Here is a 24095-nt window from a genome sequence, read left to right on the forward strand (position 1 = left end):
CCGCTCGCACAGACCCCGCTCGCAGACAAGGACACGACAGACACGATGGCAACACCGACCACCAGGGCGGCCGGCGACGGCAGCGGCCTGACCGAGATGTCGTGGGACCCGATCACCCGGATCGTGGGCAGTCTGGGCATCCACACGAAGATCGACTTCAAGCAGAAGCGGGTCGCGGAGTGCTACAGCACCTCCTCGGTCTTCCGCGGCTACAGCGTCTTCATGCGCGGCAAGGACCCGCGCGACGCCCACTTCATCACCAGCCGGATCTGCGGGATCTGCGGCGACAACCACGCCACCTGTTCCGTCTACACCCAGAACATGGCGTACGGGGTGAAGCCTCCGCACCTCGGCGAGTGGATCATCAACCTCGGCGAGGCCGCCGAGTACATGTTCGACCACAACATCTTCCAGGAGAACCTGGTCGGGGTCGACTACTGCGAGCGGATGGTCCGCGAGACCAACCCCGGGGTCCTGGAACAGGCCGAGCGCACCGAGGCCCCGCACGCCGCCGACCACGGGTACCGGACGATCGCCGACATCATGCGCTCGCTCAACCCGATCGAGGGCGAGTTCTACCGCGAGGCGCTCCAGGTCAGCCGGTACACCCGGGAGATGTTCTGCCTGATGGAGGGCCGCCACGTGCACCCCTCCACGCTCTACCCTGGCGGCGTCGGCACGGTCGCCACGGTGCAGCTGTTCACCGACTACCTGACCCGGCTGATGCGCTACGTCGAGTTCATGAAGAAGGTCGTACCGCTGCACGACGACCTCTTCGACTTCTTCTACGAGGCCCTGCCCGGCTACGAGGAGGTCGGCCGGCGCCGGGTCCTGCTCGGCTGCTGGGGCAGCCTCAACGACCCCGACCACTGCGACTTCACGTACCGCAACATGACCGACTGGGGCCGGCGGATGTTCGTCACCCCCGGCGTCGTGGTGGACGGCAAGCTCGTCACCAACGACCTGACGGAGATCAACCTCGGCATCCGCATCCTGCTCGGGAGCTCCTACTACGAGGACTGGCAAGGCAAGGACCTGTTCGTCACCCACGACCCGCTCGGCAACCCCGTCGACCCCCGGCACCCGTGGAACCAGCACACCATCCCCGCCCCGCAGAAACGCGACTTCGACGACAAGTACAGCTGGGTGATGTCCCCGCGCTGGTTCGACGGCAAGGACCACCTCGCCCTCGACACCGGCGGCGGCCCGATCGCCCGCCTGTGGTCCACCGCCCTGTCCGGGCTGGTCGACATCGGCTACGTCAAGGCCACCGGCCACAGCGTGCAGATCAACCTGCCCCGCTCGATGACCAAGCCCGAGGTCACCTTCGAGTGGAAGATCCCGCAGTGGAGCAACGCCATCGAGCGCAACCGCGCCCGCACCTACTTCCAGGCCTACGCGGCCGCCTGCGCCCTGCACTTCGCCGAGAAGGCCCTCGACGAGGTCCGCGCCGGGCGCAGCCAGACCTGGGAGCGCTTCGAGGTGCCGGACGAGTCGATCGGCTGCGGCTTCACCGAGGCCGTGCGCGGCGTGCTCTCGCACCACATGGTGATCCGCGACGGCAAGATCGCCAACTACCACCCGTACCCGCCCACCCCGTGGAACGCCAGCGTCCGCGACAGCTATGGCACCCCGGGACCGTACGAGGACGCCGTGCAGAACACCCCGATCTTCGAGGAGAACCCCCCGGAGACGTTCAAGGGCATCGACATCATGCGCGCGGTGCGCAGCTTCGACCCCTGTCTGCCCTGCGGCGTGCACATGTACGTCGGCGGCGGGCGCACCGTGCAGACCATGCACGTGCCCACCGGCCTGAGCGGACTCACCGCATGACGGCCGAGCAGACCGGCCTGCGGATCCAGCAGGCCCTGGACGCCCTCACCGACACCGGAGCCGAGCAGGCGGGCGAGCAACTGGTCCGCGAACTCATGGAGTTCTACGGTCAGGGCCTGGCCAGGCTGGTCCCGGCGCTGCCCCCGCCCGCCCTGGGCCGGATGCTGGACGACCCGGCCGTCGCCGGACTGCTGCTCCTGCACGACCTGCACCCAGAGGACCTCACCGCCAGGATCGACCGGGCCCTCGCCAACCTGCCCGAGCGGGTCGAGGTGACCGGCTTCGACCCGGCCACCGGCACCCTGCGACTGCGCCGCACGGCCACCGGCTGCGGCTGCGGCGAACAGGACGTGGAGGCCGCCCTCGCCTGCCACGCACCCGAGGTGACGGCCGTCGAGCTGGAACGCGCCCCGCAGCTGCTCCAGATCGGCACCCGCCCGCAGCCGGCCGCGGAGGTGCGATGAACACCCGCCGGATCTCCCGCGACGGCACCGCCCTGCTGCAACGGCTGCGCGAACCGGCCCCGCCGCGCCCCGAGCAGTGCGCCTTCTGCGGCCGGGACCTCCCGGCCGGCCACCGCCACCTGGTGGACGTCGAGGAACGCGCCCTGGCCTGCGCCTGCACCGCCTGCGGCCTGCTGTTCCGGCAGCCGGGCGCGGCCGGCGGCCGCTACCGCACCGTACCGGACCGCTACCTCACCGACCCCGAGGGGGAGTTGGACCAGCGAGCCTGGTCGGCGCTGGGCATCCCGGTCGGCACCGCCTTCCTGTTCCGCAACACCGTGCTGGACCAGCTGCTCGCCTTCTACCCGGGCCCGGCCGGCGCCACCGAGAGCGAGCTGGACGAGGACACCTGGCAGCGCGCCCTCGGCGGCAGCCGGCTGGCCGCCACCCTGGAACCGGACGTCGAGGCGCTGCTGCTGCGCCGCACCGGGGAGAACGTCACCTGCCTCCTGGTGCCGATCGACGTCTGCTACGAACTGGTCGGCCGGCTGCGCCGGTGCTGGCACGGCTTCGACGGCGGCGCCGAGGCACGGGCCGAACTCGACGAGTTCTTCGCCAAGTTGGCCGCCCTGGCCCGCCCGCTGCCCACGGCGGTGACGGCGTGACGGCCCTCGGCTTCGCCTGCACCGGCGTGCGTTCCGACCCGTACGCGGCCGGGCCGGCCCTGGTCTTCCGGCTGCGCATCACGGCCCCGGCCGACACCCGGGTGCACGCCCTCGCCCTCCAGTGCCAGCTGCGGATCGAACCCGGCCGCCGGCCGTACGGCGACACCGAGGGCGAACGGCTCACCGACCTGTTCGGCGGACGGGAGCGCTGGGCGACCACGCTCAACCCGATCCAGTTCGCCACCGTGCCGCTGCTGGTGCCCGGCTTCACCGGCGACACCGAGATCGACCTCACGGTGCCGTGCACCTACGACCAGGAGGTGGCCTCGGCCCGCTACTTCCGGGCACTGGACGGCGGCGAGGTGCCCCTGCTGCTGCTCTTCTCCGGCACCGCCTTCGCCGGCCCCGGCGGCTTCCAGGTCAGCCCGGTGCCCTGGGACCGGGAAACCAGGGTGCGGATGCCGGTGCGCGTCTGGCGGGAGGCGATCGACCGGCACTTCCCCGGCTGCGGCTGGCTGCGGCTGCCGGACGACGTGATGGACGAACTGCTGGCCTACCGCTCCCGGCGGGCCCTGCCCTCCTGGGAGGCGACCGTGCGCGAGCTGCTCACGACGGCGGCCATCGAGGGGACGGCCCGGTGAGCGGCTACCCCGAGCGGATCGAGCAGGGCTTCGCGGCCGCCCGGCAGATCGCCGACGCGGTGCTGCTGGAGGGCTACGTGCTCTACCCGTACCGCGCCTCGGCGGCCAAGAACCGGCTGCGCTGGCAGTTCGGCGTCCTGGTGCCGCCCGAGTACACCGCCCAGGGTGGCGAGCACTCCCACCAGCGCACCGAGTGCCTGATGGAGGCGCGCGAGGGCGACGTGCTGGCGGTCGAACTGCGCTTCCTGCGGGTCCAGCGGCGCACCGTCGAGAAGGCCACCGCCGTCGGCTTCGAGTCCGTGGAGAGGCTGGAACTGGCCGACCGGGACCTCGTCGAGTGGGACGAGGGCGTCGAGGAGCGGATCGAACTCATCGTGCCCGTCGAGGAGTTGGCGGGCGACGGGGTGCAACGGCCGTTCCGGCTGCCGGGTATAGGGGAGACCGGGCTGGTGCACGAACACGGCGCCGTCGTCGGCCGACTGGTGCGGCGGCGCGAACAGGTCGACGGCCTGGTCTGGCTGCGCGCCGAGGAACTGCCGGGCCCGTACCGGGCGCAGCGGCTCACCGTGGAGGTGGAGAACACCTCCGCCTGGATGCCGCCCCGGCGGGCCACCCGCGACCAGGCGCTGCCGCGCTCACTGGTCTCCGCCCACCTGCTGCTCGGACTGGAGCACGGACGCTTCCTGTCCGTCACCGACCCGCCCGAGTGGGCCCGCCCCGCCGTCGAGCGCTGCCGCAACGAGCGCACCTGGCCGGTGCTGGCAGGGCCGGACGGCGAACGCCGGGTCGTGCTCTCCTCGCCGATCATCCTGGAGGACCACCCGCGGATCGCCCCCGAGAGCCTCGGCACCCTGTACGACGCCACCGAGATCGACGAGATCCTGGCGCTGCGCACGGCGGCCCTGACCGAGGAGGAGAAACGCGAGGCCAGGGGCACCGACGAGAGGGCGGGCGCGGTCATCGACCTGGCCGAGTCCATGCCGCCCGAGGTGCTGGAGCGGCTGCACGGCGCCATCCGCGGACTGCGCGAGGTCACCGGTGCCGCCGGCGCGGACCAGCCCTGGTGGGATCCGGGCGACGACCCCGCAGTCGACCCGGAGCGGGACCGGGTGCTGGTCGACGGCCACGAGGTCGGCGCCGGCAGCCGGGTGCTGCTGCGGCCGGGCCGCCGGCGCACCGACGCCCAGGACCTCTTCCTGGACGGGCGTACCGGCGTGGTGGAGGCGGTGCTGCACGACCTCGACGGCTCGGTGCACCTGGCCGTCACGGTGGAGGACGACCCGGGCGCCGACCTGTGGCGGGCGCAGGGGCGCTTCCGCTACTTCCAGCCCGACGAGGTCACGCCGCTGGACGGGGCCGTTCCCGGGGCTGCTCCCGGGACCGTTTCCGGGTCCGGTGTCGGGACCGTTGCCGGGGCCGTTCCGCTGGAGGGGCCGTGACGCGTCGGACGGTGCTGGTCGCCGGGGTGGGCAACGTCTTCCTCGGCGACGACGGCTTCGGGGTCGAGACCGTACGGCGGCTGTCCGTCCACCCGCTGCCGCCCGGTGTGGAGGTGGTCGACGTCGGCGTGCGCGGGGTGGACCTCGCCTACCGCCTGCTCGACGGCCACCACACCGCCGTCCTGGTGGACGCCACCTGCCGCGGCGGTGCGCCCGGCACGGTCTACCTGATCGAGCCGGCCGCCGAACGGCCGCCGGAGGTGCCGGTCCTGGACGGCCACCGGATGGGGCCGGACGCGGTGCTGGCGCTGCTCGCCACGCTCGCCGCCGGCACCGGCGGAGAGCCGCCCGCACGGGTACTGGTGGTCGGCTGCGAGCCGGCCTCGCTGGAGGAAGGGATCGGGCTGAGCGAGCCCGTCGCCGCCGCCGTGGAGGAGGCGGTCCGAGTGGTCCTGCGGGTCGTGGACGAGGCCGCGCAGCCGGAGAAGGAGACGACACCATGCTGAGGAAACTGTTCTGCGTCGCCCTGCTGGCCGGGATCGGCGCACTGGTCTGGCAGAGCCTGCCGGACATCAAGCGGTACCTGCACATCTCCCGGATGTGAGCCGCGGACTGCTGCGAACGGCGCAGCCCCGCACCCGGTGGCGGCGCGGCTTCGGGCCGATGCCGCCACCGGGCCCTGTAATGGGGGCCGCTGCCCCCCGCCCTGCCCCGCTCGCTCTCCATTCCTCGCCCTTCTTGCCTCGCCCCGCGCGCCTCGCACCGATTGGGGATCCATGCACGAGATGTCGATCGCCGAAGCCGTCGTCGAGCAGGTGGACGCGGCCGCGCGCGAGCACGGCGCCCCGGGAGTGGCACGGGTACGGCTGCGGGTGGGCGAGTTGGCCGGTGTGGTGCCCGAGGCCCTCGACTTCTGCTTCGAACTGGCCTGCACCGGAACCCTGGTGGCGGGCGCGGCGCTGGACACCGAGTCCGTCGCGGCCCGGGCCCGCTGCACCCCCTGTGCGGTCGAGTGGGCGGTCGGCATGCCGCCGGACCTCGGCTGCCCGAGCTGCTCGGGAGGCGGCGGCGTCGAGCTGCTGTCCGGGCGCGAGTTGCAGATCCTCGACGTCGAGTGGTCGCAGAGAGCCGGCGTCCCGGCCGAACAGAAAGGCTGATACCGATGTGCCGCACGGTCGACCTCCGTCAGGCGGTCCTCGCCCGCAACGACGACAGCGCCCGCGCCCTGCGGACGGCCCTGGCCGCGCGGGGGACGGCCTCGGTGAACCTGCTGTCCAGCCCCGGCAGCGGCAAGACCGCCCTGCTGGAGGCCGAGTTGGGGCTGGCCCGGCGGCGCGGGGTGGCGGTCGCCGCGCTGACCGCCGACCTCGCCACTGAGAACGACGCGCGACGGCTGGCCCGTTCGGGCGCACCGGTCAAGCAGGTGCTCACCGACGGGCTCTGCCACCTGGAGGCCCGGATGCTCGCCGGGCACTTGGACGGCTGGCTGCCGCCGGAGTGCCGGCTGCTGTTTGTGGAGAACGTCGGCAACCTGGTCTGCCCGGCCTCCTACGACCTCGGCGAGACGCTGCGGGTGGTGCTGGCCTCCGTCACCGAGGGCGAGGACAAGCCGCTCAAGTACCCGACGGCCTTCGGGCTGGCCAACCTGGTGCTGGTGACCAAGACGGACCTCGCCGCGGCGGCCGAGTTCGACGAGCCGGCGTTCCTGGCCAACGTCCGGCGGGTGAACCCCGGGGTGGAGGTGCTGAAGACCTCCGCCCGCACCGGCGAGGGCGTCGGGGCGCTGCTGGACCGGGCGCTGGCCGTCCTGGACGGGGCGCAGCCGCACCGGCCGGTGATGGCCGCGGCGCCGCCGCACTCGCACGAGCACGATGACGGGCACGAGCACGGTGACGGGCACACGCAGGGCCATGGGCACGACCACACACACGACCACGCGCACCGGCCTGAGCACGGTCATCACCACGGGCACTCCGCGGTGGGGGAGAACGCGTGACGGCCGGTCACCCCGGGCTCGACCGCGAACGGCGCCGGGTCGCCGTCCGCGGCCTGGTCCAGGGCGTCGGCTTCCGGCCGTTCGTCCACACGCTTGCCGGCGAACTCGGTCTGGCCGGCACCGTCACCAACACCGGCGAGGGCGTCCTCGCTGAGATCGAGGGCAGCCGCGACGCCCTGGAGGCCTTCTGCCGGCGGGTGGCCGGCGACGCCCCGCCGCTCGCCCAGGTGGACTCGGTGGAACACACCCCGCTCACCGCCACCGGCGCCACCGGCTTCCGGATCCTCCCGTCCCGCCCCGACGGCCCGCGCGCCACCCTGATCCCACCCGACACCGCGACCTGCGCCGACTGCCTCGCCGAACTCGCCGACCCGGCCGACCGCCGCCACCGCCACCCGTTCATCAGCTGCACCAACTGCGGCCCCCGGCACACCATCGTGACCGGCCTGCCGTACGACCGGGCCAACACCACCATGGCCGGCTTCCCGATGTGCCCGGACTGCGCCCGGGAGTACACCGACCCCGCCGACCGCCGCTTCCACGCCCAGCCCGTCGCCTGCCACGCCTGCGGGCCCACCCTCGCCCTGACCGTGCCGGGACGCCCCGCACTGGGCGGGGAACAGGCCCTCTCGGAAGCCCGGCGGCTGCTCGCCGACGGTGCGATCCTCGCCGTCAAGGGCCTCGGCGGCTACCACCTCGCCTGCGACGCCCGCGACACCACGGCCGTCGCCCTGCTGCGCCGGCGCAAGCGGCGCCGCGCCAAGCCCTTCGCCGTGATGGCCCGCGACCTCGCCACCGTCGAGGCCCTGCTGCCCGTCGACCCGGTCGAACGGGAACTGCTCACCGGCCAGGCCCGGCCGATCGTCCTGCTGCGCCGCACCGGCCGGCCGATCCCCGAGGCCGTGGCACCGGGCAGCCCCGACCTCGGGGTGATGCTCCCGTACACGCCGCTGCACCAGCTGCTGCTGGCCGCTCCCGGGCCCGACCTGCTGGTGATGACCAGCGCCAACCTCTCCGGCGAGCCGATCGTCACCGACGACCGGGAGGCGCTGGACCGGCTGGCCCCGCTGGTCGACGGCTGGCTCACCCACGACCGGCCGATCCACGTCCCGTGCGAGGACTCGGTGGTGCGGGTGGTGGACGGGGAGCAGCTGCCGCTGCGCCGCTCGCGCGGCTACGCGCCGCTGCCGATCCCGCTGCCGGTGCCCGTCCGCCCGGTGCTGGCGGTCGGCGGCGACCTCAAGAACACCTTCGCGCTGGCCAAGGGCGGCTACGCCTGGCTGTCGGGCCACATCGGCGACATGGACGACCTGGCCACGCTGCGGGCCTTCGACCGGGCGGTGCAGCAGCTCGGCACCGTCAGCGGGGTGCGGCCCGAGCTGCTGGTCGCCGACCGGCACCCCGGCTACCGCTCGGTCCGGCACGCCGAGCGGACCGCCGCCGGCCGGCCGGTGCACCGGGTCCAGCACCACCACGCCCACATCGCCGCGGTGATGGCCGAACACGGCCTGGACGGCGGCCGTCCGGTGCTCGGCGTGGCCTTCGACGGCACCGGCTACGGCGAGGACGGCGCGATCTGGGGCGGCGAGGTGCTGCTGGCCGACTACGACGGGTTCCGCCGCCTCGCCCACCTCGGCTACGTGCCGCTGCCGGGCGGGGACGCGGCCGTCGAGCGCCCGTACCGCACGGCGCTGGCGCACCTGCGGGCTGCCGGGCTGCCGTGGACGTCGGGACTGCCGCCGGTCCGGGCCTGTGGTGAGCATGAACTACGGCTGTTGGGGCGCCAGTTGGAGCGAGGGCTGAACTGCGTGCCGACCTCCGGGATGGGGCGGCTCTTCGACGCGGTGTCCTCGCTCGCGGGGATCTGCCAGCGGTCCGGCTACGAGGCCCAGGCGGCGATCGAACTGGAGGCGGCGGCCTGCGAGTTCGGCCGGGCGGACGGCTACCGGTTCGGCCTGCCGGCGCGGGCGGACGGCTGGACCGCCGACCCCGGGCCGGTACTCGCCGCGGTGGTGGCCGACGTGACCGCGGGCGCCCCCGCCGGGCTGGTCGCCGCCCGCTTCCACGGCGCGGTGGCCGGCCTGGTCCGGCGGATCTGCACGGCCGCCCGGAGCCGGTACGGCACCGCCACGGTCGCGCTCAGCGGCGGCGTCTTCGCGAACGCGCTGCTCTCCTCGGCCTGCGCGGGCGGCCTCCGGGAGGACGGCTTCACCGTACTGCGGCACCGCCGGGTGCCGCCCAATGACGGAGGGCTGGCACTCGGCCAGCTGATGGTGGCCGCCAGGTCGTCGGCCACCCGGGAGGAGTGAGAGCGGATGTGCCTGGCTGTGCCCGGCAGGGTGACGGAGATCGGTGAACGGGACGGAGCCCGGATGGCGGTGATGGACTTCGGCGGCGTGGTCAAGGACGTCTGCCTGGAGTACCTGCCGGACCTCGCGGTGGGTGAGTACGCGATCGTCCACGTGGGCTTCGCGCTGCAACGGCTGGACGAGGAGTCGGCCCGGCGCACCCTCGCCCTCTTCGAGGAACTCGGGCTGTTGCAGGAGGAGTTCGGCGACCCGTGGGAAGCCGCGGGGGTCGACGGGGTCGAGGAGGCCGGACGGTGAAGTACCTGGAGGAGTTCCGCAACCCCGAGCTGGCGGCCGGGCTGATCGCCGACATCAGGGCGACGGTCACCCGGCCGTGGGCGCTGATGGAGGTCTGCGGCGGCCAGACGCACAGCATCATCCGGCATGCCATCGACCAACTGCTGCCGGACGAGGTCGAGTTGATCCATGGCCCGGGCTGCCCGGTGTGCGTCACCCCGCTGGAGGTGATCGACCGGGCGCTGGCGATCGCGGCCCGGCCGGGGGTGATCTTCTGCTCCTTCGGGGACATGCTGCGGGTGCCGGGCACCGACCGGGACCTGTTCCGGGTCCGCGGCGAGGGCGGCGACGTCCGGGTGGTGTACTCGCCGCTCGACGCCCTGCGGATCGCCCGGGAGAACCCGGACCGGGAGGTGGTCTTCTTCGGCATCGGCTTCGAGACCACCGCCCCGCCGAACGCCATGGCCGTCCACCTGGCCCGAAAGCAGGGCCTGCGCAACTTCAGCATGCTGGTCTCGCACGTCCGGGTGCCTCCCGCGATCGAGGCGATCATGGACTCCCCGGACTGCCGGGTCCAGGGCTTCCTCGCCGCCGGGCACGTGTGCAGCGTGATGGGCACCGCCGAGTACCCGGCGCTGGCGGAGCGCCACCGGGTGCCGATCGTCGTCACCGGCTTCGAACCGCTGGACATCCTGGAGGGCATCCGGCGGACCGTACGGCAGCTGGAGCGCGGCGAGCACACCGTCGACAACGCCTACCCGCGGGCCGTACGGGCCGAGGGCAACCCGGCGGCCCGCGCCATGCTGGAGGACGTCTTCGAAGTGGCCGACCGCTCCTGGCGGGGCATCGGCATGATCCCGCGGAGCGGCTGGCGGCTCTCGCCGCGCTACCGGGACCACGACGCCGAGCACCGCTTCGACGTCTCCGGGATCACCACCCGCGAGCCCGCCGAGTGCCGCAGCGGCGAGGTGCTGCAGGGGCTGCTGAAGCCCCACCAGTGCGAGGCCTTCGGCACGCTCTGCACACCGCGCACACCGCTCGGCGCCACGATGGTCTCCAGCGAGGGGGCGTGCGCCGCGTACTACCTGTACCGTCGGCTGGGTGCGCCGGGTACGTCCGTCCAGGCCCAGGAGGCGACTCGCGTTGGCTGACATCGACCTGGTCACCGAACTGCTCACCGACCTGCCTGGTGGGGCGCCGGGCCGATCGCCCGCCGAGCGGCCTGCCGAACGGCCCTCCGAACTGCCCTCCGAGCGGTCCTTCGAGCAGCCCGACTTCTCCGGGTGGAGCTGCCCGCTGCCGCTGCGCGACCACCCCCGGGTGGTGATGGGCCACGGCGGCGGCGGGGCGCTGTCCGCCGAACTGGTGCAGAGCCTCTTCGCGCCGGCCTTCGGCGGTCCGGTGCTCGCCGGGCTCGGCGACTCCGCCGTCCTGGAACTGGGCGGCGCCCGGCTGGCCTTCTCCACCGACTCCTACGTGGTGCGGCCGCTGTTCTTCCCCGGCGGCTGCATCGGCGACCTCGCGGTCAACGGCACGGTCAACGACCTCGCCATGAGCGGGGCCAGGGCGGCCTACCTGTCCTGCGGCTTCATCCTGGAGGAGGGGGTGGAGATGGCGGTGGTGGACCGGGTCGCCCGGGCGATCGGCGCCGCCGCCCGCACCGCCGGGGTCGAGATCGCCACCGGCGACACCAAGGTGGTCGAGGCCGGGCACGGCGACGGCGTCTACCTGAACACCGCCGGCCTCGGGCTCGTCCCGGCCGGCGTCGACATCCGGCCGCAGCGCGCCGTACCCGGTGACGTGGTGATCGTCAGCGGGCCGATCGGGCTGCACGGGGTGGCGATCATGAGCGTCCGGGAGGGCCTGGAGTTCGGCGTCGAAGTGCGCAGCGACACCGCCCCGCTCGGCGGCCTGGTCGAGGCGATGCTCGCCGCCACCGCCGACCTGCACGTGCTGCGCGACCCCACCAGGGGCGGCCTGGCGGCGTCGCTCAACGAGATCGCGACGGCGGCCAGCGTCGGCGTCGTGCTCAGCGAACGCGCCGTCCCCGTCCCCGAGCCGGTGGCCAACGCGTGCGCCGTGCTGGGGCTGGACCCGATGTACATCGCCAACGAGGGCAGGCTGGTCGCCTTCGTCCCGCGCACCTCGGCGGACGCGGTGCTCGCCGCGATGCGCGCCCACCCGGACGGTGCGGAGTCGGTGGTGATCGGCGAGTGCGTCGCCGACCACCCCGGGATGGTTGTCGCCCGCACCGGCTTCGGCGGCACCCGGGTGGTCGACCTGCCGATCGGCGAGCAGCTGCCAAGGATCTGCTGACGCCCCTGCTGTTCGCGCCGCCCCGGGAGAGGCCTCCCGGGGCGGCGCGTCGGCGGGGTCACCCCAGGAAGCGGCGCAGCGACCGCGACATCGCTCCGACGAAGCCCTCCCTGACCTCGTCGGCGACCAGGTCGAGGGACAGGTACGGGTTGAGGTCCTCCAGCTCGACCAGGAGCAGCCGCCCGTCCGGCGCCCGGCAGGCGTCGACCCGCTGGATCCCGTGGGCGAGCGTGTTCCAGCCGACGAAGCCGCGCGCGAACTCCAGGTCGGCCGCGCTCGGCTCGTACGGCTCCAGCACCCAGCGCAGGGCCGGGTCGGGCGCGTGGAGGGCGTACTGGAAGGCGTCGTCCACGAAGTAGAACGAGACCTCGTAGCGGAAGTCGATCCGCGGCTGGACCAGCACCTCGCCCCATTCGAGACCGTCCAGCTCCCGGCGGGTGAGGAACCGCAGGCCGATGCTGTCAGCGCCCTCCTTGGGCTTGACGGCGTAGCGGTCGGCGGCGGGCAGCCGGCCGAGGTCCTGCGGCCGGTCGACGGTCGGTATGACCGGGTGGCCCTGCTCGGTGAGTTCCAGCAGGTACCGCTTCCCTGCCATGTCACCCCGCCCGGTCAGCGGGTTGTAGACCCGCACGCCGTCGGCCAGGGCCCGGGCCCGGAAGCGGGCGTACTCCTCCCGGTAGTGCAGCACCGGCCCGCTGTTACGCACCACGACGGCGTCGAAGCGCCCCATCAGGGCCCGGGCGTCGAGCGGGTGGCACAGGGCCAGGTCGAACCACTCCCGCAGCCGGGAGGTGAGGAAGACGTCCTCGTCGCCGTACCGCCGCCCCCGGGCCGGGTAGGCCAGGTCCGTCACGTACAGCAGGCTGGGCCGGTCGGGCACGGGCGCTCCCTCGGTCGGTGGTGGGGGAGCGAATCTACCGGGGGCCGTGCCCGCGCCGGCCGCCGGGCGGTCAGGACGTGGTCTGGGCGGTGCAGGTGCCGAGCTGGTCGCCGGGCTGGATGGTGCCGTCGCCGAAGGTCTGGTTCATCACGGTGGCGAACTCCGGCAGGACGATCATCCGGATGTCGGAGAGCGCGAGGTCGACCCGGGGCGGGACCAGGGACTGCACGTCGGGGGTGATCTGGGGCCGGGTGGGGATGTCGTAGACGGGGATGCGGGTGCCCGCGGGGTCGCTGCTGGTCTGGACGACGAAGGTGCTGTCGCCGGAGAGGCTGCCTTCGAGGTTCGTGGCCTGGACGTAGTGGCCGGAGGCGTCGGTCAGGCTGAAGCCGCCCTTGGCCGCCGTCCGGATGTAGACGGAGTTCGCCAGGGTGACGGGGTTGCCGACGGCGGTGAGGTCGATGGTGACCGTGCCGGTGGCGTCCTTGTCCAGGAAGGCCGAGGCACTGCTGCCGGGCGTGAGGGGCTTGAAGGTGACGCCGTCCTTCGTCCACGAGACGGTGCAGTCGGCGCTGCCGGTGGCCATGTTCAGGGTGACGGGCGCGCCCGCGTAGGCGACGGTCGCCAGCACGACGGCGCCGGCGATGCCCGCGGCGACGGCGGCGATCCTCTTCGGGGACATGTGTGGGGACTCCTGATCTTCCGGGTGCTTCCCCCTGGACTCCCTCCCCGGTCCCAGCGTTCCGGGCCCCTTCGTGTACGGCAATCCCGGTGAGCCCAGAAGCGTCATCACCCACGGTCACGGGCATGGACCGCGGGCCCGGCCGGCCTTCGTCGCGCTCTGGTCAGCCGGAGTCCTCACCCACCCGCCGGGTCTCGAATCGGCCGCCCGGCTTGTCGGCCGGATGAATATCGGCATGAATACCCACCGGCAAGCTGTTCCGCGCCAAGGCACTGTCTGCGCGACGTACCCTGTGGCCGGTGCCCGGCCCGTGAACTCGCCTGGCGCCAGGCTTCGTTCGAACCCCCTCCGCGCGAACGCGCGGTCTCCTCCGGAGGAACTGCGACTGGTGGGCAGGGCACATTCAGGGCTCGGAGGAAGCCATGAGCTCGAAACCTACCGGGTTGAGTTCCCGGTAGCCCTCGACAGGCCGCGCTCTCTGTCTGCCCGCATGGTCAGACTCTTTCGGTGGGACTCGCCGGCTGGAGCCGACAAGTTCCGGGGGAGCTGCGCGCGGTCCGTGCGGCAGGAGTGCCGAAGCCGTTCCGAGAGGGACGGGCGACGGAGCATACTTCTCGGATGGGCGATCTCCTTGAACCCGCAGGCGGACCTGCTTCGGCTAGCCCGGATGCAGACCAGTGGGCTTTTCCCTGGACAGATCCCAACCTTAGGGAACCGCCCGGTCCTGGCGTGCCCGGGAACTGCCCACCCGGTGAAGATCTCGACCTGGCAATCGGATGGGATCGGTTCGAAAAGCTGTTGCTGGCGGTCGTGAGCGGCGCGCGCGGCCTTCGCGGTGTCAAGTTCCGTCGGTACGGAGTCCAGGGACAGGCCCAGCACGGCATTGACCTTGCTGGGAGGGAGCCCGACGGCAGCTACACGGTAGTGCAGTGCAAGGACTACCGGAGGTTCACCGCAGGTGACCTGCGTGCTGCAGTCGAGCTGTTTGCGAGTGGGAGGCGTCCGTTCGGTGCGGTGAGGCTGATTGTCGCCACGTCGGCAGAGACACAGACAACGCAGGTTGCTGACGACCTCGCAGCTCTTCAGAAGCAATACCCTGCGGTCGATCTGGATTTGTGGGGCGCTGAGCAGATCAATGAATACCTCCGGTACCGAGCGGATGTGGTGGCCCGCTTCTGGACCCGTGAGACGGCTGAGACATTCTGTTCGGGGTCCCCTCTGCCTGGGGTGCCGACACCACCGACCGACCGCCAGGAGCAGGCCGACCGGATCCTTCTCGGCCCGCTCGACACCAGTGACGTGAGGCCGATTCTGCGCGAGGCCGACAGAAAGCTTGAGGCCCATCCGGGCGCGTCTGCCGAGTTGTACGGCGAGTTGGCAGATCGCCTGACCGAGGTTGGATTCCGTGGTCATGCGATCGTCCTGCGGAACAAGCAACTAGATGCTCTCCGTATGGGGGGCCGACTCGAGGAGACAGCTGAACTTGCCGCTCGCCTTGCCGTCCTCGCCCTTCATCACGGGGACTGGCATGAACCCAGGCGACTGTCGTTCATGCTCCAGAACCTGGTCCAAGAGGCCCGAACGAGCGACTCCGAAGGAGCGACGGACGTTGCGCGTCACGCCCGGCTGGTCGAAGCCGCTGTCAGAGGTGATCTTCATCCGCTAGGGGAGTGGGCCGGCCTCCGTGCCGAACTTGAGTCCGGGGCTGATATGGACAGTATCCATCGGCCGGCGATAGTCCTGCACCTCGCAGAATTGCTGCTGGCTACCCAGCCTGACACTATCGATGGGTTGGACAGGCTCCTCGCAGCTGCCATTGCTCAGGCTGAGCGACATTCGACGGACGAGGATATCGTGCTGCGCTTGCGCCTCGTTCGGGCGGAATACAGTCCAGAGGAACGTCGACGGCTCCTGCATACGGCGAAGATGCGTCGGATCGAGGGGCGGTTCCGGGCGCTCATCAACGCGCGGGAGGCGCGCCGATGCTGCCTGGAAGGGATCGTGGACGAGGCGCTCGAGCACTGGCGGGAAGCAATTCATGACGGAATCCTCGCTGGCATGTCCGAAGAGGCGGCCGACTGGCTTTACGCTACCCGGGCATTGAACGCTAAATATGGGAACTGGGCAGATTTGGACGACGACCACAGGCTGGCTCAGGCCCTACGAGGAACAGGCACCTCACGTCTGTTGAACCGTGTACGCAATCCACGGGAACGTGCGATGTCGGCTCATGTCAGCGGAAATGTGATCGATGCCGTCCATGCAACCCGGCGCTGGCTCGCAGACAGCGTTGTGACTGCAAGCTGGCAGTCCGAAAACGACGCACTCGCATTCCTCGGCGATCTCTACCGTGACAACTCCGAGCCTGGGCTGGCCGCTCGCTACTATCAGCGGGCGGGCAGGCCGGAAAAGACCGTGGATTTGGCAGAGGGTGCAGGGGACTTGCTGCTGCCATTGCCGGACTTCAGCGCGGCCCCCTGGTGGGTGCTGAACACTGGAGTCACACTCATCGCTGCGCAGGCGGATCTAATCGATGATGCCTCTGCTTCAACGTTCCTGGGCCAGCTGGTGGAACTTGCGGCTCGGGGAAGGCGGGGCGAGCTCAGTGAATCGCCTCGCCTGACGCTGACAGCCCAGGCAGCGAAGAGTGCTTGTGCCCTGGCCGGCCGTGGCACGTCGGCACAGGCGGCGGCGCTCCTGGACTTGCTAGCTGCCGATGTGCGGCGCTCGGAACATCAGGGCCGAGATACGGACAAGGTGCACGCTGATGCTTGTGTCGAGATTGCGGGAGCGCACCCGGATCTCACCGTGACTGCCTTGATGCGTTTGTTCGATCTGGCGGATCAAGGTGTAGACCATGCGCTCGAATTGATCTTAGATATCCGCGTGCTGAGCTTGCTTGGGGCTCCGTCGATTCAGCGTATGGGGCCTCATCTATCGGGCAGGTACGAGATTCTTCCTGCGGAGATCCGTCAGGCACTTGATGTGCGTCTGCGGGATCTCTCCGGGTGCGGACATTATCTGGTTCCGCTGATTCATGATGAGTTCGACCCTGACAGTTCGGAGGTGCTCTTTCGCAGGCAAGAAGCGATGGACCGTATCCTGAATCGCCCGCCCCCTGATCCGAATCGGGTGGAGTTCGGGACCGCACTGGTTTCTGATTCGTCCCTAGTGTCCGGTCTTGGTGCTGATGATCGAAACAGATGCTTGGCCAAGTTGCTTGCAGTCGCTGAAGACTCACGTGAAATGGCTTCCAACAGGCGGGAGGCATTGATCGCGGCGCGCAACCTTGTGCTCGATAAGGAGTTGGAAACCAGTGATGCGTTTGCCGTGGCCAAAAGCTGTGTTCTCGGTACGGGGGGCGGAAGCCGCTTCGACGAGTGGGAGAGGGAACCGCATCCACTTAGTTCATTCAAGATGAACATGGGATCGGGCTCGTTACGCGGCTGTGGACTACGGCTCGCTGCTGCCGCTGTTTCAACGGGGGATCAGCACCTCTGGGTCCGAGAGTATGCGCTGAACATGCTGCACAGCGATGACAAGGGTGATGTGCAGGATTCCACCCTTGTGTTGGTCGGCCTTCCTGAATCTTCTACCAGCGACATCGACGCCGATCTCTTGTCGATTCACAGCCATGTGAACGTCCGGCAGCTCGCCGCCGTGCTGTGCGCGCGGTACCCGAGCCGGTATCCGGGGACTTTGCTGCGGCTCGAGGCTGATGCAAATTACAGGGTACGCCGTGTGCTGGCGCAGGAAGTCTCCATGGTCCCTGAGGAGCGGAGAGCAGCAGTCCTTCAGGTTCGGGAGCAACTGCGAAATGATCTCAGGTCCAGCGTTCGAATCGCTGCACGAGGAAGGGGCAGCGAGAATACCCAGTAAGGTGGGTCGTGGTCGTTTCCTTGCATTGGGGAAGCATCGGACCAGCGGTTCGATCGACGGCCTCTGCGCCATGCGATGAGGTTGGTGGCCTACCATGAGTGGCAGGCTGGCTCCAACTGTCTCGGCGCCACGAGGGCTATTCGGGCGCCGGCCTCCCCACCCCGAACATTCCGACGCTCCCCCCAGGCCCTGCGGCAACAAGTGTGACCTGTGTTCCGCAGGTGAAACTCGGCAGCCCACACTGCCGCTCTCCTCGCCCACAACGGTCCTGTGCGCGAGTTCGGCCCACGCCCTTGGCGCCGCCCTGAGTGGGGACATGAGGCAGAGTTCGATTGTCCGCGGCACCGGCAGGAACCTCCAGAACACCGCGTGCCACGGTCGACGGGGCTGCGGCTGGTGTGTGGTCCCCCTTTCCATGCGGATGTGCACCGCATCGACGATCACCCATGACACGTCCAACACATCTGCGGCGACCAGGCGCTCCGGCACTACCCGCCGCACCCGGCCCCACAGACCGTTCCTGGTCCAGAGCGTGGAGCGATGGTGCACCATTGTCGTCGGCGGTGGCGTCGGTGCCGGACCACCACAGCCATACCGGCTTCGGGATCGCCCCGCTGGGCAGGTGGTCGACCTCCAGGCGGATCATGGTGCCCTCGATCACCAGCAGGGTCCCGCATCCACCACTCCGGCGGACCGATTGGTCAGCCGCGGGTGCAGGCGGTCCCAGGGGCGGACCATGGCGGTGCCGTAGAGGCGGGGGTTGCCGACGAGGTTGACGTCCTGGCTTGGGATGACGCTGATGGATGCGCCCGCGTCGAGCTCCACCCAGGCCAATACCGTGGCCGAGCCGAAGAGCCGTGCAGAGCGGTCCTGTCGGCCCCAAGACGAACCAGGACCGCTCCGGGCTCAGTGCGCGGAGAAGAGCTGGTGGAGTGGCACCACCGCCAGCGCCTTGGCCGGCACCGCGTCGATCAGCCAGGTGGTGCCCCCGGCATATCGGCATTCGAGGCCGTGAGCAGCCGGGTCGTGGACCAACAGGAGTATGGCGGGACCGTGTCGCCGTCCGGCGAGGAGCGCCGTTGGTGGATGGGTGGTGAGGTGGACGGCCTTTCGTGTCATCGGTCGCAGGCCCTGCCTGAGTTGGAAGATGTCGCGCAGGTTCACTGATGCCGTGGCGTGGTACAGCACTCCGTCCGGTGTCCCGACTGTGTGGTCGTCGGGTGCCGACGTGGTGTGGCCGTAGCGAGCGCGGATGAGGTCGTCCCAGACTTCGAAGCGCGGCTCGTCCAAGGCCTGGGCGACGGCCAGCACCTCTGCGGACGACGTGGGTTGCCCGTTCTCCGAGAGGGCGGACAGGAGGTCGTCGAGCCGCGCCCAGCCCTGCGGGTTCGTTGGCAGGTGCGGGTTGTGACGCAGTTGGTAGGCAAGAGCCTTGCTGATACGCCGCTTGCGTCTGAGGTTGAGCTCCCGCAGCGGCGCGCCTCCTGGGGCGCCGCGGCGCTCGGCCCAGGCGTTCCGCAGGGTGACGGCCACCTCGTGGACGGAGCCCCACTCAGGGTGGGCGCTGATTTCGTCCAGCAGGGCCTCGCCATGCCGGCGGAGCGAGGGGCTTCCGGTTCGATCGGTCAGGCACCGTACCGCCCTGACGATCAGTGAGGCGCGGTAGACGGCCCAGATCCGTTCGACCTCCGCGTCGTCGTACGGCTCACCGGTGCACTCACGCAGCGCTTCGACGTAGCTTTCGAACACCTCACGGCGAAGATCCCAGGACCCGGGTGACAAGGCTGGCACGTCGTCCGTCAACTGGGCCAGTTCACACCCGACTGGTTCATGGCCCGTCGCCTCCAGGTCGATGGCGACGATTCTTCCATCGTTGGTGGTGAGCCAGTTGAACGCATGGGCGTCCCGGCGGGGAAGCGTCGGCGCGTCGGCCAGCAGAGCCCACCAGCGATCGAAGGTCTGGTCGACCAGTTTGTCGGCGCCTTTGGGGAAGACGTCGCGGAGCCACATCCGCACCCGACCGCGCACCTTGGCGCGGACCTTGGTGGGCATGACATCGCCTGGCCGGGGAGCAGCGTGGATGTAAGCGAGAAAGGCGGCCGCCTGCTTAAGCAGACCCGCGGAGGCGTCTTCCGTCTCGGGGGAGAGTAGCTCGGCGAGGACCGTTCCGTGCTCGAACCGTCGGACGGTGATCACGTTCACGTTGGACGCAAGGCCCGAGCGGCTGCTCAGCTCGTCCGCGGCCAGGGTAGTGATCAGGTCGCTGGTGCGGAAGCGGGTGTCGGCGCCCACGCGGGCGAGAGCGCTCTGTACGGCCTGAGCGGTACGGGTGTCGCGTTCGACGTTGTCTGTGTGCGTGGGCTTGAACACCAGGGTCGACGAGGCGAAACCCAGGTGGTCCTCGACGGTGACCACGTTGCTGCGGCCGCCGAGGTTGCGACGGGTCACGTCCGGGCTGGTCATCGCGCGGGTGGCCGCCCGAGCGTAGTAGAAGTCCGCGTCACCGTCGGCGAGTGCCCTGACCCAGGAGGCCGGATCCGAGACGAGGCCGGCCAGCCGGGCTTCCAGCGCGGCTCGGTCTGCGGGACTGACACTCCGCTGGAGTTCGGCCTCCCGGCCCAGGACGACCAGGGGGACACACGTCGATGGGTCGTCAGCAGCCTCCCGCACGAGCTGTACTACTCCCTCGGCCCAGTGCTGGGGCGAGGTGCCCAGCGCGGCCATGTGGAGCAGGTCGTCGGCGTACCGCATCCGACTTGGCGTGTCCGTCAGAGCGGTACCAGCCGTGCGGCCCCCGAGGAGGTCGATAACCGTGCGGCGCAGTTCGAGCCGGGTCGTGGGCGAGCACTCGACGAACTGTGCGCACGCCCGGTGCCAGTCGGCGAGAAGACGCCTGATTAGCGGCTCCCCTGAACCCTTGAACCGCTCGTTCAGGGCTCCGAGGAGCAGCTGAGGGAACGACGACGCCGGGGCACCAGCGCCGACGAACCGCTGCACTTGCTGGTCGAACCCGAACTGGCTCGGCAGACCGCGCAGCGCGAGCCGGACGGTCGCCGACTTGGGTACCACGCGTGCCTGGGCGACGATGGTCAGCAGGAGCGTGTGGCGCACTGCCTCCCCACTGACGAAATTTCGGATGGTGTCGAGTGTGGCGACAGCCTGATCGAGATAGTGAGCGGTCCGTTCGTCCATCGGGCGCCCGTCGGCCAGCCGGAGCCACGCCTCGACGGTGTGCAGTCGCCAGGCGGTGCTCTTCTCGGCATCGGCGAACTCCCGGTGTACCTCGATGATCCGGCCCAGGTACCTGCGGTCGCCGGTGCTGTCATGCAGGCGAAGGAAGCCCTCCATCAGGTACGGCACGGCGTCGGCGACCTTGTTGCCTTCCTCGATCGAGCGTCGGATCAGTTCGGCGGACCGTGACAGCTCGGCCGTGCCGACCGACTCGAACCTGCTAAGCAGCACCGGGCCTTGGCCGAGCCGTCCGCTGAACTGGTGACGAGCGTTCACACTGGTCAGCTCGCTGTCGCTCACCACGGCGTCCAGGTACACCTTGGCCAGGCGCAGTGCCCGACAGAACACCGTGGGCCGCTGCCAGGTCACGTCGAGCGCGTGCTGGTGCAGCTTGGTGCCGATCCGCTGTCGGACCACGTGAAGCGTCTTCGCGAATTGCATTCCGGGCGGAAGCCCCTGCGACGTCGCGCCCGGTCGGCAGAAGCCGTGCTCGAACACCAGCAGCTCCAGCAGTGGGCGGCTGTCATCGCCGAGGAACTCTTGCCAGAGCTCGAAGATTCGGCGGGCCGACGTCTGCGGATTGACGATGGTCGACACCCAGGGTGCTTCGCGGAGCCGTATCCACTCAGAGAGGGTTTCGTCGAGCGAACACCCGAGCCAGTGCAGCAGGCTGACGAGCTCGGGACAATGCTCCTCTAGCACGAGACGGATCTCCGCCTCGGAGAGGCCGGACACCGGAGGTGGTGTCCGGCGAGCAAGATTCAACGGCGTGACTTTTCGATCCACGTTCACCCCGGTGAGTCTAAACGGTTCCCCTGACAGCTCGTTGGGTTGTTGAGGACGCATCGTCGGTGAGAGCACTGGCGGTCAACGTCTCGGATCGGGAGGCATGTTGACGGCGTAGGTGGGCTGGCGAGGTTTCACTTATCTGCTTATCCGACAATTAAGGGGCGGGCCCCGCCGGTGTCCTGTTCCGCGGGGAAGGATGCCAGGCGAATGATCGGCCCATACCGCTCGTTGGGGTCGTACACGGTCGTGAGGATGGCGCAGGCGAGGTGGGCGAGGTCGCCTTCTCGGCCGTCGGGCTGTGTGAGGGTGGTGGCCAGGCCTTCGAGGACGTGGACGCTGCGCCGACAGGCCGGAGGTGTACCTCCTGGGGCGTGCCGTCGCCGGTGACCCCGCTCCAGGCCATGCGTTCGGCGTAGGCGGCAGTGCGCGCCGGCCTACGACTCGGTGGATTCCTGCAAGCCCTCGGCTGGCACGATCAGCTCCTTGGAGCTGTCCACGCCGCGCTTATCATCACCGAGGCCTTCGGCGGACCCGCCTTCACCGCAGGCACGCCGATCACCCTCAACGGTCACCCTGCCTACCTTCAGGAGGGCCCGACGCCGGACCATGTCGACTTCCGGTCACTGACGTGGTCCGACGGCCCGAAGAACTACTTCGTCTACTGGTCAGGGCCCGAGAGCGGACAGCTCTCGCACGAGGACTTCCTGAAGGTCGCGGAGAACCTGTCCTGATCTCCGCCGGCCGGAGACGGTTCTCCCGGTCGGTCCGGGCCGGCGGCCGACCAGGGCGTCCCGCTGCTGAACCTCTCTCGACGCGAGGACACGATGTGTCCTAAAGTGAAATGTGTGTCCTTCCGGGGTCCCGCGGTTGCGTTGGGCGGCTTGCCGCTGCCCGCGCCCGCCGGGGGTGATCCGCGCCCCGTGCCCCGGCGGGAGCGTTCGACCGAAGACCGAAGGAGGACGACGGCCATGGCCGACACGTTCGAGACGGGCAAGTCCGACCTGGTGAACCTGGCCCACCAACGGATGGAGACCGCGATCCCCGACAACGGCTGGACGGTGCGCCAGAAGCTGGCCCTGACCTGCCGCATCCTGTTCGACGCCGGGCACGACTCCGGGCTGGCGGGCCAGATCACCGCCAGGGCCGAGCGTCCGGGCACCTACTACACCCAGCGCCTGGGCCTGGGCTTCGACGAAATCACCGAGGACAACCTGCTCCTCGTCGACGAGGACCTCCAGGTCCTGGAAGGCGACGGGATGGCCAACCCGGCCAACCGGTTCCACAGCTGGGTCTACCGGGCCCGGCCGGACGTCAACTGCATCATCCACACCCACCCGCTGCACATCTCCGCGCTCTCGATGCTGGAGACCCCCCTGGTCGTGTCGCACATGGACATGTGCCCGCTCTACGACGACTGCGCGTTCCTGGAGAAGTGGCCCGGCATCCCGGTCGGCAACGAGGAGGGCGAGATCATCTCCGCCGCCCTCGGCGACAAGCGCGCGCTCCTGCTCGCCCACCACGGCCAGCTGGTCGCCACCGGGACCGTCGAGGAGGCGTGCACGCTGGCCCTGCTCTTCGAACGGGCCGCCAGGCTCCAGCTCCTGGCCGGCGCCGCCGGGAAGATCCAGGAGATCCCCGAACTGCTCGCCCAGGAGGCGCACGACTGGATCTCCACCCCCAAGCGCGGCCAGGCCAACTTCGCGTACTACGCCCGCCGCGCCCTCCGGGCCGGCCACGGCGACGCCCTCGCCACCCGGAAGGACTCCTGACATGGCCACCACCGTCCTCGAGGGGATCATCGCCTACCCGGTGACCCCGTTCTCCCCCGCCGACGGCAGCCTCGACCTCGCCCGGCTCACCGAGCTGATCGACCGGCTGGTCCGCTCCGGCTGCCACGCCATCGCCCCACTGGGCTCCACCGGCGAGAGCGCCTACCTCGACGACCAGGAGTGGTACACCGCCGCCGAGGCGTCGGTGTCGGCCGTCGCGGGCCGGGTCCCCACGGTCGTCGGCATCGCCGACCTCACCACCCGCAGCGCCGTCCGCCGCGCCCGGTTCGCCGAGCAGGCCGGGGCGGACGTGGTGATGGTGCTGCCGCTCTCGTACTGGAAGCTGGACGAGCGCGAGATCACCCGGCACTACACCGAGATCGCCGACGCGATCGGCATCCCGCTGATGGTCTACAACAACCCCGCCACCGCCGGGGTCGACCTCACCCCGGAGCTCATGCACCGGCTGGTCGGCCAGGTGGAGAACATCACCATGGTCAAGGAGAGCAGCGGCGACATCCAGCGGATGCACCGGCTCACCCAGCTGTCCGACGGCGCGCTGCCCTTCTACAACGGGTCCAACCCGCTGGCCCTGGAGGCGTTCGCGGCCGGTGCGGCCGGCTGGTGCACGGCGGCGCCCTGCGTCATCCCCGACCTCACCCTCGATCTGTACCGGGCGGTTCGCGACGGCGATCCGGACACGGCCCGCCAGGTGTTCTACCGGCAGCTGCCGGTGCTCCAGTTCCTGCTCGGCGGCGGTCTGCCGACCACGGTGAAGGCGGGCCTGGCCCTGTGCGGCCTGGACGTCGGCGAGCCCCGGCGCCCGTTGCTGCCGCTGGACGGGGCGCGGACGGAGCGACTGGCCGCGCTGCTGTCCGCCGCGGGGGTCGCCCTGGCCGCCGACACCGAGCCGAAGGGCTGACGCCGGCCCGACACGTCAGGGCAGG

General features: G+C 70.4%; 20 protein-coding genes and 1 pseudogene. 17 read left to right on the forward strand and 4 right to left on the reverse strand.

Features of this window, described 5'->3' with window-relative positions; translation table 11 throughout:
- Positions 1–45 precede the first annotated feature (45 nt).
- From BU198_RS00230 to hypE, 13 genes are all read left to right on the forward strand, one after another.
- Positions 46–1833 (forward strand): nickel-dependent hydrogenase large subunit, encoded by a 1788-nt coding sequence (locus tag BU198_RS00230; RefSeq protein WP_188294736.1) that lies wholly within the window; start codon positions 46–48, stop codon positions 1831–1833.
- Positions 1830–2297, forward strand: a complete 468-nt coding sequence (locus BU198_RS00235; protein ID WP_188294737.1) for a thioredoxin — start codon at positions 1830–1832, stop codon at positions 2295–2297. The genes BU198_RS00230 and BU198_RS00235 overlap by 4 nt, the downstream gene beginning before the upstream one ends.
- Positions 2294–2941: a DUF5947 family protein gene (locus tag BU198_RS00240; RefSeq protein ID WP_223243700.1), complete on the forward strand. Its 648-nt coding sequence runs from the start codon at positions 2294–2296 to the stop codon at positions 2939–2941. Before BU198_RS00235 ends, BU198_RS00240 begins: the two co-directional genes overlap by 4 nt.
- Positions 2938–3582 (forward strand): DUF6084 family protein, encoded by a 645-nt coding sequence (locus BU198_RS00245; protein ID WP_188294738.1) that lies wholly within the window; start codon positions 2938–2940, stop codon positions 3580–3582. Before BU198_RS00240 ends, BU198_RS00245 begins: the two co-directional genes overlap by 4 nt.
- Entirely contained in the window at positions 3579–5021 is a 1443-nt protein-coding gene (locus tag BU198_RS00250) for a hypothetical protein (RefSeq protein ID WP_317619887.1), read from the forward strand. Before BU198_RS00245 ends, BU198_RS00250 begins: the two co-directional genes overlap by 4 nt.
- Complete coding sequence (locus BU198_RS00255) at positions 5018–5527, forward strand: hydrogenase maturation protease (protein WP_188294739.1); 510 nt, start codon at positions 5018–5020, stop codon at positions 5525–5527. The genes BU198_RS00250 and BU198_RS00255 overlap by 4 nt, the downstream gene beginning before the upstream one ends.
- The gene (locus BU198_RS44150; protein WP_380354177.1) at positions 5521–5625 is read left to right on the forward strand and encodes a DUF6893 family small protein; all 105 of its coding nucleotides are present in this window, start codon (positions 5521–5523) and stop codon (positions 5623–5625) included. Before BU198_RS00255 ends, BU198_RS44150 begins: the two co-directional genes overlap by 7 nt.
- A gap of 172 nt (positions 5626–5797) precedes the next feature.
- On the forward strand, positions 5798–6178 hold the full coding sequence (hypA, locus tag BU198_RS00260; RefSeq protein WP_188294740.1) for a hydrogenase maturation nickel metallochaperone HypA: 381 nt from the start codon (positions 5798–5800) through the stop codon (positions 6176–6178).
- A 5-nt stretch (positions 6179–6183) separates the two neighbouring features.
- Positions 6184–7017 (forward strand): hydrogenase nickel incorporation protein HypB, encoded by an 834-nt coding sequence (gene hypB / locus BU198_RS00265; protein ID WP_188294741.1) that lies wholly within the window; start codon positions 6184–6186, stop codon positions 7015–7017.
- Positions 7014–9326: a carbamoyltransferase HypF gene (gene hypF / locus BU198_RS00270; protein ID WP_188294742.1), complete on the forward strand. Its 2313-nt coding sequence runs from the start codon at positions 7014–7016 to the stop codon at positions 9324–9326. The genes hypB and hypF overlap by 4 nt, the downstream gene beginning before the upstream one ends.
- A gap of 6 nt (positions 9327–9332) precedes the next feature.
- Complete coding sequence (locus tag BU198_RS00275) at positions 9333–9623, forward strand: HypC/HybG/HupF family hydrogenase formation chaperone (RefSeq protein ID WP_188294743.1); 291 nt, start codon at positions 9333–9335, stop codon at positions 9621–9623.
- On the forward strand, positions 9620–10753 hold the full coding sequence (hypD, locus tag BU198_RS00280; protein ID WP_188294744.1) for a hydrogenase formation protein HypD: 1134 nt from the start codon (positions 9620–9622) through the stop codon (positions 10751–10753). The genes BU198_RS00275 and hypD overlap by 4 nt, the downstream gene beginning before the upstream one ends.
- Before the next feature lie 91 nt (positions 10754–10844).
- Complete coding sequence (hypE, locus tag BU198_RS00285) at positions 10845–11918, forward strand: hydrogenase expression/formation protein HypE (protein ID WP_223243708.1); 1074 nt, start codon at positions 10845–10847, stop codon at positions 11916–11918.
- 58 nt (positions 11919–11976) lie between these two features.
- On the opposite strand, the gene BU198_RS00290 is transcribed toward hypE, so the two are convergent.
- A complete protein-coding gene (locus BU198_RS00290) occupies positions 11977–12798 on the reverse strand; it encodes a hypothetical protein (RefSeq protein ID WP_188294745.1) in 822 nt (273 codons plus the stop codon).
- A 70-nt stretch (positions 12799–12868) separates the two neighbouring features.
- Positions 12869–13480, reverse strand: a complete 612-nt coding sequence (locus BU198_RS00295; protein ID WP_188294746.1) for a hypothetical protein — start codon at positions 13478–13480, stop codon at positions 12869–12871.
- 729 nt (positions 13481–14209) lie between these two features.
- On the opposite strand from BU198_RS00295, the gene BU198_RS41685 reads away from it, so the two are divergent.
- Entirely contained in the window at positions 14210–17359 is a 3150-nt protein-coding gene (locus BU198_RS41685) for a hypothetical protein (protein WP_223243701.1), read from the forward strand.
- Between the two features lie 553 nt (positions 17360–17912).
- Here BU198_RS41685 and BU198_RS00305 read toward each other — a convergent pair.
- Both BU198_RS00305 and BU198_RS00310 read right to left on the reverse strand, forming a co-directional pair.
- Positions 17913–18118 (reverse strand): annotated as a pseudogene (locus BU198_RS00305) (transposase); the annotation flags it as partial.
- Positions 18119–18265: 147 nt separating this feature from the next.
- Positions 18266–21382, reverse strand: a complete 3117-nt coding sequence (locus BU198_RS00310) for an RNA 2'-phosphotransferase (protein WP_317619888.1) — start codon at positions 21380–21382, stop codon at positions 18266–18268.
- Between the two features lie 419 nt (positions 21383–21801).
- Here BU198_RS00310 and BU198_RS00315 point away from each other — a divergent pair, with 419 nt between their 5' ends.
- The 3 genes from BU198_RS00315 (at position 21802) to BU198_RS00325 (ending at position 24070) form a co-directional block, all read left to right on the forward strand.
- The gene (locus tag BU198_RS00315; protein WP_188294747.1) at positions 21802–22110 is read left to right on the forward strand and encodes a hypothetical protein; all 309 of its coding nucleotides are present in this window, start codon (positions 21802–21804) and stop codon (positions 22108–22110) included.
- Between the two features lie 237 nt (positions 22111–22347).
- Positions 22348–23148 (forward strand): aldolase, encoded by an 801-nt coding sequence (locus BU198_RS00320; protein WP_188294748.1) that lies wholly within the window; start codon positions 22348–22350, stop codon positions 23146–23148.
- A 1-nt stretch (position 23149) separates the two neighbouring features.
- On the forward strand, positions 23150–24070 hold the full coding sequence (locus BU198_RS00325) for a dihydrodipicolinate synthase family protein (protein WP_188294749.1): 921 nt from the start codon (positions 23150–23152) through the stop codon (positions 24068–24070).
- The last annotated feature ends 25 nt before the right edge of the window (positions 24071–24095 follow it).

It is taken from the genome of Streptomyces sp. CBMA156 (genome assembly GCF_014596515.1).
Lineage (GTDB): Bacteria > Actinomycetota > Actinomycetes > Streptomycetales > Streptomycetaceae > Kitasatospora.